A 10,561-nucleotide genomic window follows, 5' to 3' on the forward strand; every position below is an offset into this window, starting at 1 on the left:
CCGCCGCTGTTGTTCCCCGACTTGTCAACGAGAGCGTGCGCTGTGTGGCGCGATCCGCTCACAGCTCCGGTCAGGCGTTGCCGCCTGGGCGCCACTTGACGTCGCCGCCGGGGTTGGCGACGCGGCTCAGGATGAACAGCAGGTCGGAGAGGCGGTTGAGGTAACGGGCCGTCAGCGGGTTCGTCCGCTCCCCGTCGACCGCGAGGAGCGTCCAGACGCTGCGCTCCGCGCGCCGCGAGACCGTCCGGGCCACGTGCAGCAGCGCGGCCCCCGCTGTGCCGCCCGGCAGGATGAACGAGTCGAGGTTCGGCAGATCCTCGTTGAACCGGTCGCAGGCAGCCTCCAGCCGGTCGACGTACGCCTGTGTCACCCGAAGCGGTGGGTACTTGGGGCCCGGCACGACCGGTGTCGACAGATCGGCGCCGACGTCGAACAGGTCGTTCTGGATCTGCTGGAGCACCTCGCGCACCTCGTCCGACACCCCCCCGAGTGCCAGCGCCACGCCGATCGCCGCGTTCGTCTCGTCGGTATCCGCGTACGCCCCCAGGCGCGGATCCGTCTTCACCGTCCGCGACATATCCCCCAACGCGGTCGTCCCGTCGTCACCAGTCCTCGTGTAAATGCGCGTCAGATGGACAGCCATGGAGTGACCCTATGGTCGAGGCGCGTACGGGCGCCTAACTCGATCACCCGAGATCACACCTGAGCCCAGACGAGAGTCGCGTCGTCGTGCGCGCCGAAGCGTGGGAACCGGGTGCAGTCCGGGTCGGCGGACTCGGCGGATCTGAGCGTTTGGAGCAGGCCGGCGGCGCTTCCCGTGATAATCCATTCCAGCAGGTCGTTGGTGTCGGCGTGACCGTCCGTCAGCCGGACGATCGCGATGGCCGCGGTGAGGAACTCGTTCCCAGCCAACCCGTGGACGGCGCCCAGGGCGGCCAGTTGTTCGATGAGTGTCATCAGGCCGGCGGCGGCACGGGCTGACTGCACGGAGGCGATGTTCGCGGCCGTCGTGGGAAGCGCCGGCCACGCCAGAGTCGACGCACCAAGGTGCCGGATTCGCCATCCCCAGCGCGAGACCGCGGCCGTGTTGACGTGCGACTCTCTCCCGCACGGTGGACGCTTGCCCATTCGGGCGCGCACCGCCGCCATGACACCGAAGGGGTCACAAGTGTTATTGCTAGCCAGCGAGCGATTACTGAGAGCGGTCGCGCTCACGATTGGTGCCGGCGGCCTGGCCGCCTCCCTGGTCGCCTGCGGCAGCGGAGGCGCGAGCGGGGCGGGCGGGGCGTGCTCGGCGACGGCGCCCGGCATCACGCCCACCGAGGTCAAGGCCGGCATGGTCTGGAGCGACACCGGCCCAGGAGCCGACACCATGCGTGCCTTCCGGGCCGGCGTGGACGCCCGCTTCCACGTCGCCAACGAGGAGGACGGCGGCGTCTACGGCCGCAAGGTCACCTACGCCTGGCGGGACAACGGAGGCGACACGGCGCTCAGCCTGTCCGTGACCCAGGAGCTCCTCGACCAGGAGAAGATCTTCGGACTCATTCGCGCGCCCGGCGGCGCCGGCGCGGACTCGGCCAAGCTCCTGGAGGAGCGCAACGTCCCGGTCGTCGGTATCGCCAGCGAGCCGGTCTGGCTGGGGATGAACAACATGTTCTCGTGGTTCTACCTCGGGAAGGGCTCCAGCACGACCTTGGGCAAGTACGTCCACGACCAGGGCGGCACCCGCGCGGCCCTCTTCGCGATCGACGGGATCGCCACGAGCGGGGACTACACGCAGCAGGTCATGGCGAGCCTGAAGGCAAGCAACGTTACGGTCGTCAAGACGATCTACACCAGCGAGATCACGAACTACCAGAGCGTCGCCCAGCAGATCAAGGCAAACAACATCGACGCCCTCGCGGGCGTGCTGATACCGGCCGGTGCCGCCAAGCTGCTGCCGGAACTCGCCAGGATCGGCGTGGCCCTGGGCGGCAGCCTCAAAGTCGCGCTGATGCCGCTGGGCTACGACAACGGCATCCTCGCCCAGTACGGCCGCGCACTCGCCGGCGTGTCCATCTCCACCACCACCCAGCCCTTCGAGCTCAACACTCCGGCGCAGCAGAAGTTCGAGCAGGCGATGAACAACTACGCCCCGGAGATCCAACCGCCGACCCAGGACATCGCGGTGGACGGCTGGATCTCCGCCGACCTGTTCATCCGCGGCCTGCAAGCCGCCGGAAAATGCCCCACCCGGGAGTCCTTCATCTCCGACTTACGCGCCGTCAGGGACTACGACGGCGCCGGCCTGACCCCCGACGCCAGCAACGACCTGTCGGCGAACTTCCGCCAGACCTCCACCTGCTACTACACCATCAAGATCAGCCCGGACGGGTCGAAGTTCCAGCCGAGCAGTTCCACGGCCACCTGCGGAGACGTCATCACCCCGGAGCAGATGGCCAACCTGAACCGGCAGCCCTGACCGGTAGCTCGGCAAACCGTGTAGGTTCGTCCGCCACACCACGGTGTGGCGGACGAACCGGACTGTCCCAGGGACGGCTCTGTGCGTCCTTTCGATGGTGTGGAAGTCGCCACACAGGGTGCGAACGCGCGCGAGCATCACGTGATACCGGGGGTAGCTCGGGAGGACATCGCCGTTGGCGAGACGCCCACGCTCGACGAGGTTCGGGCCGAGCTGGAACACCGTCGCGGCGGTCCAGCCTGATGCGGCGGACAGGGCCGGGCGGCCGTCAGCGCTTCTTGGTGGGAAAGGCTGGACCGGGTTGGTAGCGGACGCTTGGGCCGCGGGTTGGGGAGTCGGCGGTTCGCTCGATGACGCCTCGCTCCGCGAGGGAGCGCAGGATGACGCTGGCGCGTTGGCTGCCCACGAGCAGGAGGTTCTGGACGGTCTGGTTGGAGATGGTCCCGTACTCATGCAGGTGGGCGACTATTCGTCGTTCGGATTCGTCCGAGGAGTTGCGGTGGTACGGGAGCAGGGTGCCGAGCTCGGCGCGGACCCGTTCGCGGAACCGGTAGGTCGGTAGCCGGTAACGGCGGGTCTCGCGTGCTGGCTCGAGGAGGTCGTAGGCGTCGTCGGACAGCCGCCGGAGCGCCTCGCTGGCCTCCTCGACGCTCTTCTGCAGGACCGGAGCGATCGTCGGGGCATCGACGGTCGGGTGGGAGCGCAGGTAGTGGATGACCAGGATGGCGTCTGTGTCGTCCTGGATCTCGGACGGCAGGCTGGCGATCATGACGGAGAGTCGGGCGGCCGGCGCGCCGCCGTCGAGCACGACCCGGACGCTGCCTCCGCCGCTGTGAAACACCGGAGGGGTGTGGCCGGCGCGCACCATCGCGCGGACCATGACGTCGACTCCGGTACCGGCTCGCTCCGCGAGGCGAAGGACCCGTAGCGCGTCGATCAGGCAGCGGTTCCTCGGCTTCGACACGTGCGTGAGGATGTTTTCCTCGGTCACCCCGAACACCAGGTCGCCCGGCGAGGTGACGACGAGGCGGCTCGGGCTGTGCTCGAGCACGATCGGTTCCGGGTGACGGTAGTCGCGGTGCGCGACCGCGTTCACGACCGCTTCCCGAACGGCTGGACCGGGGATCGTCTCCAACTGCTGTTGGACGCCAGTCGGCAGCGTCACGGACGTAGTTTCGTTGATCGCGTCGATGCCACGCAGTACGTCGACGACCGCGACGATCAACCGAGTGTCGTGGACAGACGGCGGACGAGCGAGGGAACCGGCCGGCGTGCGCCGCCGCAGGTAGTGCAGGGACGGTTCGGCGGCCAACCCCGTGGCTGCGCAGAACAGCAATGCGCCCGCTCGTGTCAGGTGCCCGTCGTCCAGCAGCACCCCGCATTCACGAAGCAGATCCGCGGTGCTCAACTCGGCCCGTCGGCGGCTCTGCGCGTCACCTGCCTCGACGAGAAGGCGCCGCGCCTCCTCTTCGGCACGGGCGGAGGCGTCCTCCACACGCAGGTGCGTTCGCTCGGCGGACCAGTCGTAGCCCCGTCGGTCCTCCCGCATGGCGGCTTCTCGCGCGGCTGTCAGCGGCTCACAGGAGGTGCCGATTCGTTCCCGGAGTTTGCCGCCCACGCGGACAAGGTCGAACCCGGGCTCTACAGCTAGCAACAGGATGCGATGGCCGCTGACCTGCCGGTCCTCGAGATGGACAACGAGTGGCGGTGAGGTCAGCTGCCAGATCCGTCGCCGCAGTTCGTCGGCATCGAGATTGTCCGGAACGCCGACTACGGCTGCCTGTCCGGAGCTGGCGTCCGAAATGCCGACGATGACCGTGCCACCTCGGCTGTTCGACAGGCAGGCGACAGCTTCGGCCAGGTCTGTGGCCGCGGCCTTGAGCGGGTCGCGGTCATTGGCCGCGGGGCGCTTGAGCTCCTTGAAGTCCAGAGTCAGCGACTCCAGCTCGGACGCCCTGCGCCCGCCGAGCACCTCCTGGAGCGCTCGGTCGATCTCGCGAGTGAGGCTCTGGCGGCTGGCTGCCATGGACTAGTTTTATATCACCCTGTCAAGACAGGGTGATATAAAACTGCGCCGATTGGCAGGCGGGGCGAGCGTGAGTGGTCGTTGCGCGCGTGGGTGTCAGGCCAGGCCGTTCGCGGCGCGGATGATGTCGACGAAGCCGGACATGATCGCGGTCATGCCGTAGTCCTTGGGGGTGTAGACGGCGGCGACGCCGGCCGAGCGCAGGGTCTCGGCGTCGCGGTCGGGGATGATGCCGCCGACGACGACCGGGAGGTCGCCGAGGCCGGCGGCGCGCAGGCCGTCGAGGACCTGGGGCACCAGCTCGAGGTGGGAGCCGGACAGGATCGACAGGCCGACGAGGTGGACGTCCTCCTGGACGGCGGCGGCGACGATCTGCTCGGGCGTGAGGCGGATACCCTGGTAGACGACCTCGAAACCGGCGTCGCGGGCGCGCACCGCTATCTGTTCGGCGCCGTTGGAGTGCCCGTCCAGGCCGGGCTTGCCGATGAGGACCTTGACCCGGCGGCCCAGCTCCCGGCCGGTCGCGGCGACCCGCTCCCGGACGGCGGCGAGCTCGTCGCCGGCGGCTGTGCTGGCCGACGCGCCGACCGCCACGCCGGACACCCCGGTGGGCGCGCGGTACTCGCCGAAGACCTCGCGCAGCACCTCGGACCACTCGCCGGTGGTGACACCGGCGCGGGCGCAGGCAAGTGTCGCCGGGACCATGTTGGTGTCGGACTTGGCCGCCTCGCGCAGCGTGAGCAGTGCCTCGTCGACAGCGGCCGGGTCGCGCTTCGCCCGCCAGGAGGCCAGTGCCTCCTTCGCCGCCGCCTCGACCGCCGGGTCGACGGTCTGGATGGCGGCGTCCAGGTCGGCGAGCAACGGGTTCGGCTCGGTCTCGGTGAACCGGTTGACGCCGACGACGACGTCCTCGCCGCTCTCGATCCGGCCGCGTCGGGCCGCCTGCGACGAGACGAGCTGGGACTTCATGTAGCCGGACTCGACGGCGGCGACCGCGCCGCCCATCGCCTGCACGCGGTCGATCTCGGCCCGTGCCGCCTCGACCAGCTCGGCGACTCGCTTCTCGATCACGACAGAGCCCTCGAAGATGTCCTCGTACTCCAGCAGGTCCGTCTCGTAGGCCAGGATCTGCTGGATGCGCAGCGACCACTGCTGGTCCCAGGGCCGGGGCAGGCCGAGCGCCTCGTTCCAGGCCGGGAGCTGCAAAGCCCGGCAGCGCGCGTCCTTCGACAGCGTGACGCCGAGTGCCTCGAGAACGATCCGGATGACGTTGTTCTCCGGCTGCGCCTCGGTCAGGCCCAGCGAGTTGACCTGCACGCCGTAGCGGAACCGGCGGTGCTTGGGGTTCTCGACGCCGTAGCGAGTACGCAGCAGGTCATCCCAGAGCGCCCCGAAGGCGCGCATCTTGCACATCTCCTCGACGAAACGCACCCCGGCGTTGACGAAGAAGGAGATCCGGGCGCAGACGTCGCCCATCCGCTCCTGTGGCACCTGGCCCGAGGCGACCACCGCGTCCAGTACCGCGATCACCGTGCAGATCGAGTAGGCCAGCTCCTGCACCGGCGTGGCACCGGCCTCCTGCAGGTGGTAGCTGCAGACGTTGATCGGGTTCCACTTCGGGATCTCGGTCACCGTGTAGGCGATGAGGTCGGTGATCAGCCGAAGCGACGGCCCCGGCGGGAAGACGTAGGTCCCGCGGGACAGGTACTCCTTGATGATGTCGTTCTGGGTGGTGCCGCCGAGCGCGGCCGGGTCGGCGCCCTGCTCCTCCGCGACGACCTGGTAGAGGGCCAGCAGCCACATGGCGGTGGCGTTGATCGTCATCGAGGTGTTCATCCGGTCGAGCGGGATGCCCTCGAACAGCGCTCGCATGTCGCCCACGTGCGCGACGGGCACGCCGACCTTGCCGACCTCGCCGCGGGCGAGCGGGTGGTCAGGGTCGTAGCCGGTCTGCGTCGGCAGGTCAAAGGCGACCGACAGCCCTGTCTGGCCCTTGGCGAGGTTCCGTCGGTAGAGCGCGTTGCTTTCCGCCGGGCTGGAATGGCCCGCGTATGTCCGGACGATCCACGGCCGATCCCGCTCCGGGCGGCCAACCGAGCTGTCCGTGCCCTGACCGGCCTGGTCAACCATCGCCAGCCATCCCCTCGCCGTTGGGGAGGCCGCGCGGCGGCGAAGCGCCACCTCCCAGATCGTGGCCAACAGCGAAAGCGTACCGGCGTCACCCTGCCGCGCGCCCGCCATGCGAACTGTCACACATACCCGGCGGGCGGCGAGATCGGAAATCGCCATCGTGTTGCCCGCGAGCCGCGCGCCGCGCGCCTGGCGAGCCGCGATGCAGCGGCGTGCCAGGCGCTCAGATCGCGGGCAGCGGCAGGCAACCGGATCTGGCTGGCGACGCGGGCGGGGCCTCGGTGGGTGCGTGTCGGGGGCGCGTCAGGAGGCGCCGCAGGGTGCGGGGTGGGTACCCCAGATCGCGGTCATGCCCGGAGAGATCTTGGCGCAGGCGTTCGCGCCGCTCGCCACCACCGTCCACGGGCCGCTGCCGATCCGCTCCCAGACGTACAGGTTGTCCACCGGGACGTCGGTCGGGATGGTGGAACCAGTGGTGTCGGCGTTGCCGACGGCCCAGAACTGGTCATGGGCGGCATCAGCGCCCTGGACCGCACCGTAGAGCAGACCTTGCGGGATGGTGATGGACTGGTCCGTCAGCGTCGCGCGGCTGGTGGCCGTCTGCGCGTTCGCGGTGCCTGGGGTCGGAGAGCCCGCATCGAGGTAGACCTTCGACCACGTCGGCTTCCCGGCCTTGGCGAGTGCGTAATCGGCGGCTGCCCAGGTCAAAGCCGTCCGCACGATGGGGGACAAGTCCTGGCCAAGCTGCAGGTTCATGCCTTTCCCGGGCTCGCGACTGCCATCCCAGGAGATCGCCGGCAGTGGAGGACGGCGTTCGGGAGCGGTGACGTCGACGTTGCCTCCCGGGTCGTCCGAGGGGGAGGACGAGGCGGTGGCCAGGCCGATGACGATGCCGAGCACGACCGCCAGGACGAAGGCACCGGCGATTACGAATGGGCGCCGTTGCTCGACCCAGGTCACCAAGGGCGCGCCTGCTGTGCGGCCCCGCTCACCAGAGCCCGCCGGCATCGGTACGTCCATCTCCAGCACATGCCTCCGTTCAGCCTCCACACCTTCCCCCGTAGTGCCCCGGGGACGTAGGCCTCAGGCCTGTGCAATCGAAAGGCAGGATCGCACAGGCACCGGCCTACCGGCGCCTCAGGGGTGGGCGGCACTCCGGAGCCGCGGTCAAACTCCCCTCGGGGGCAGTCGAGGTCCGCGGGCGCCAGGGACAGTCAACGCCCACCGGACGGCTGCTCCCATACGTAGCCAAGCTACGTGTCGAGTACAGCAGTATGCCGTTCGCCCGCCAGCCGGGGCAGACCCGAATCCATGAGTTTCGGCGTCACCCCGCGCCCGGGCACGAGATGTTCCGACAAGCAACGCGCGCTACCCAACCACAGATGGCGACGGCGCCTCAGCGCAGCGCCAACCCGGCGACCTCGTCAGCCTGGGACAGGTCCGACCACCGTCATATGCCAGGGCCCGGAACCACGTGGGGAGGGCGCTCAGCGCCCGACAGGCCGCGCCCGGCGGCGGGCGCGAAGCGTCCGGCCGCGGGACGGCCTCAGGCCGCCGCGGTGACCTGATCACGGAGGATGTCCGCGCCGAGGGCCCGCAGGTTCTCCACGAAGCCGGCGTAGCCACGGTCGATGTGGTGAACCTCATGCACCTCGGTCATGCCCTCGGCGACCAGCCCCGCGAGCACCAGGCCCGCCCCGGCCCGCACGTCGGAGGCGACGACGGGCGCGCCGACCAGCCTGGAGGCCGGGCGGACGACCACGTGGTGGCCGTCGGTGCGTAGCTGGGCGCCCAGGCGCAGCAGCTCCCGGCAGAACACGAACCGGCTGTCGAAGACGTTCTCGGTGATCAGAGAGATGCCCTGACTGACCGCTTCCAGCGCGATGATCTGGGGAAGCAGGTCCGTCGGGAAGCCGGGGTAGGGCAGCGTGACGACGTCGATCGAGCGCGGCTGGTCCTGGATGCTTACCCGGAATCCGTCGGCGCTGGTCTCGACGCTCGCCCCGGCGGCCGTCAGCTTCTCCAGCACGATCCCGAGGTGCTCGGCGCGCCCGTTGCGGATCATTACGTCCCCGCGGGTCATCACCGCGCCGATGGCATAGGTTCCGGCGACGATCCGATCTGGGACGGTCTCGTGCGCCACCGGGTGCAGCTCGTCCACGCCTTCGATGACCAGCGTCGACCCGCCGATCCCCTCGATACGCGCGCCCATCTCGGTGAGGAACTCGCAAAGGTCGGCGATCTCCGGCTCGCGGGCGGCGTTGTCGATGACAGTCGTTCCCTTGGCGACGGCGCCAGCCATCAGCAGGTTCTCCGTGGCGCCCACGCTCGGGAAGTCCAGCCAGATCGCCGCGCCCTGCAGCCGGCCGGACGAGCGGGCGACGAGGGCGCCGTCCTCGATGTCCACCACCGCGCCGAGGCGGCGCAGCCCGTTGACATGCATGTCGAGCGCCCGGGAACCGATCGCGTCCCCACCGGGCAGCGCCACCCGTGCCTCACCGCGTCGGCCGACCAGCGGGCCGAGGATGGCGACCGAGGCGCGGATCCGGCGCACCAGCGCGGGGTCGGCCGCCGCTCCCGGCATCGCTGGGGTGTCGATGGCCATCGACCCGGCGGCCAGGTCCCGGCGGACCGTCGCCCCGAGCGCGGTCAGCACGTCGGCCATGACGCCGACGTCGAGGATGTCCGGCACCGCCGACAGCGTCGTCGTGCCAGGCGCGAGCAGGCTCGCGGCCATCAGCTTCAGGACGGAGTTCTTCGCCCCAGGAACAAGGACCTGGCCAGCAAGCCTTGATCCACCAGTTACGACGAAGCGCTCCACGGAAGGCGATGCTAGGGCCTGTCCGCATGGTCTTCCTGCCCTACGGGAGAGCATCGGCTGTCCATCACCCGATAGGGGTTCATCCCGCGTCGCCTCCGGCATTCCCCGCACCTTCCCTGCCCGCGAGGCCCTCATGCGTGCCTGTGGGTCACAGGATAAGGGTCCATGAGCCCGGGCTGACCAGGCGGACGCGATCTGGAGGCGGCTGGCTGGGCCGGCGGACGAGTCGCCGTCATGGCTACCTTGGAGAACATGGAGCGCATGGAGTGTCCCGAATCCGGCGCTGCTCCTCCGACCTTCGATGGGCAGAGCATCCGGAGTCCGGACGTCGACGAGACCGTCAGGCGGGGCGGTAGGTCTCGCCTGACCGACCAGAAGGACATCAACGTGGATTCGCCCGCTACACCGACGATGGAGGAGACCGCCGCGTTCGCGACCGAGATGCACACCGGGCAGCTGGACAAAGCCGGCGAGGAGTACATCGGTCATCCGCTGCGGGTCCAGGCCACGGTGGAACGCACCGCTTCGGCCGCCGGGGTGGATCCGGTACACGCACAGTTCGCGGCGCTGTTGCACGACGTCGTCGAGGACACGCCTGTGACGCTCGAGGAGCTCGAGACCCTCGGATATCCGCCGCGGGTCGTCGCCGCCGTGGACGCCCTGACGAAGCGCCCGGGCGAGGCCACCAAGGCATACCTGGCCAGGGTCGCGGCGAACCCGCTCGCGGTCGTGGTGAAGCGTGCCGACATGGCGGACAACAGCGACCCGGTCCGATTGGGTCGCCTGCCGGCAGAGCAGGCCGACCAGCTCGCCACCCGCTACGCCGGGCGTAAGGCGCTGCTCGACGACCTGGTGGTGGCCGCGGCCGCCTCGGTGTCCTCAGTCGACGAGGAGCCCGCCGCCTCAGTGGACGGCGAGCCTCGGCCCGCCGAGTAGCGACGGACGCCCTCTGGCCGTCGGGGCGAGGCGCTGGATGCGCTCGCCCCGTGTCGGGCGCTGGGCGCCCTCCCCACGTGGTTCCGGGCCCTGGCAGATGGCGGTGGTGGAGCTGGGACCGGGCTGACGAGGTGGCTGGGTTGGTATTGCGCCAATGCGCCGTCACCAGCTCTGGCTGGACATCCGA

Annotated in this window: 8 protein-coding genes; 2 read left to right on the forward strand and 6 right to left on the reverse strand. The window is 69.7% G+C overall.

The annotated features are described in order from the left end of the window. Positions 1 to 70: 70 nt before the first annotated feature. The gene (locus BCD48_RS21110; protein ID WP_071050134.1) at positions 71 to 643 is read right to left on the reverse strand and encodes a cob(I)yrinic acid a,c-diamide adenosyltransferase; all 573 of its coding nucleotides are present in this window, start codon (positions 641 to 643) and stop codon (positions 71 to 73) included. Positions 644 to 696: 53 nt separating this feature from the next. Further along, a complete protein-coding gene (locus tag BCD48_RS21115) occupies positions 697 to 987 on the reverse strand; it encodes a hypothetical protein (RefSeq protein ID WP_131804071.1) in 291 nt (96 codons plus the stop codon). A 181-nt stretch (positions 988 to 1,168) separates the two neighbouring features. Here BCD48_RS21115 and BCD48_RS21120 point away from each other — a divergent pair, with 181 nt between their 5' ends. Then, positions 1,169 to 2,461 carry an ABC transporter substrate-binding protein gene (locus BCD48_RS21120; RefSeq protein ID WP_083418980.1) on the forward strand — a complete coding sequence of 431 codons (1,293 nt, stop codon included), beginning with the start codon at positions 1,169 to 1,171 and terminating at the stop codon, positions 2,459 to 2,461. Between the two features lie 268 nt (positions 2,462 to 2,729). Here BCD48_RS21120 and BCD48_RS21125 read toward each other — a convergent pair whose 3' ends face one another. The 4 genes from BCD48_RS21125 to murA form a co-directional block, all read right to left on the reverse strand. Then, positions 2,730 to 4,487 (reverse strand): ATP-binding protein, encoded by a 1,758-nt coding sequence (locus BCD48_RS21125; RefSeq protein ID WP_083418981.1) that lies wholly within the window; start codon positions 4,485 to 4,487, stop codon positions 2,730 to 2,732. Between the two features lie 96 nt (positions 4,488 to 4,583). Continuing rightward, a complete protein-coding gene (locus BCD48_RS21130) occupies positions 4,584 to 6,617 on the reverse strand; it encodes a protein meaA (protein ID WP_071050140.1) in 2,034 nt (677 codons plus the stop codon). 303 nt (positions 6,618 to 6,920) lie between these two features. Continuing rightward, positions 6,921 to 7,625, reverse strand: a complete 705-nt coding sequence (locus BCD48_RS21135) for a hypothetical protein (RefSeq protein ID WP_131804072.1) — start codon at positions 7,623 to 7,625, stop codon at positions 6,921 to 6,923. A 538-nt stretch (positions 7,626 to 8,163) separates the two neighbouring features. After that, positions 8,164 to 9,438 (reverse strand): UDP-N-acetylglucosamine 1-carboxyvinyltransferase, encoded by a 1,275-nt coding sequence (murA, locus tag BCD48_RS21140; RefSeq protein WP_071050137.1) that lies wholly within the window; start codon positions 9,436 to 9,438, stop codon positions 8,164 to 8,166. A 411-nt stretch (positions 9,439 to 9,849) separates the two neighbouring features. Here murA and BCD48_RS21145 point away from each other — a divergent pair, with 411 nt between their 5' ends. Further along, positions 9,850 to 10,374 carry an HD domain-containing protein gene (locus BCD48_RS21145; protein WP_071050141.1) on the forward strand — a complete coding sequence of 175 codons (525 nt, stop codon included), beginning with the start codon at positions 9,850 to 9,852 and terminating at the stop codon, positions 10,372 to 10,374. The last annotated feature ends 187 nt before the right edge of the window (positions 10,375 to 10,561 follow it).

Origin of the sequence: Pseudofrankia coriaricola, assembly GCF_001854805.1 — a bacterium.
In the GTDB taxonomy this organism is placed as follows: Bacteria; Actinomycetota; Actinomycetes; order Frankiales; family Frankiaceae; genus Pseudofrankia.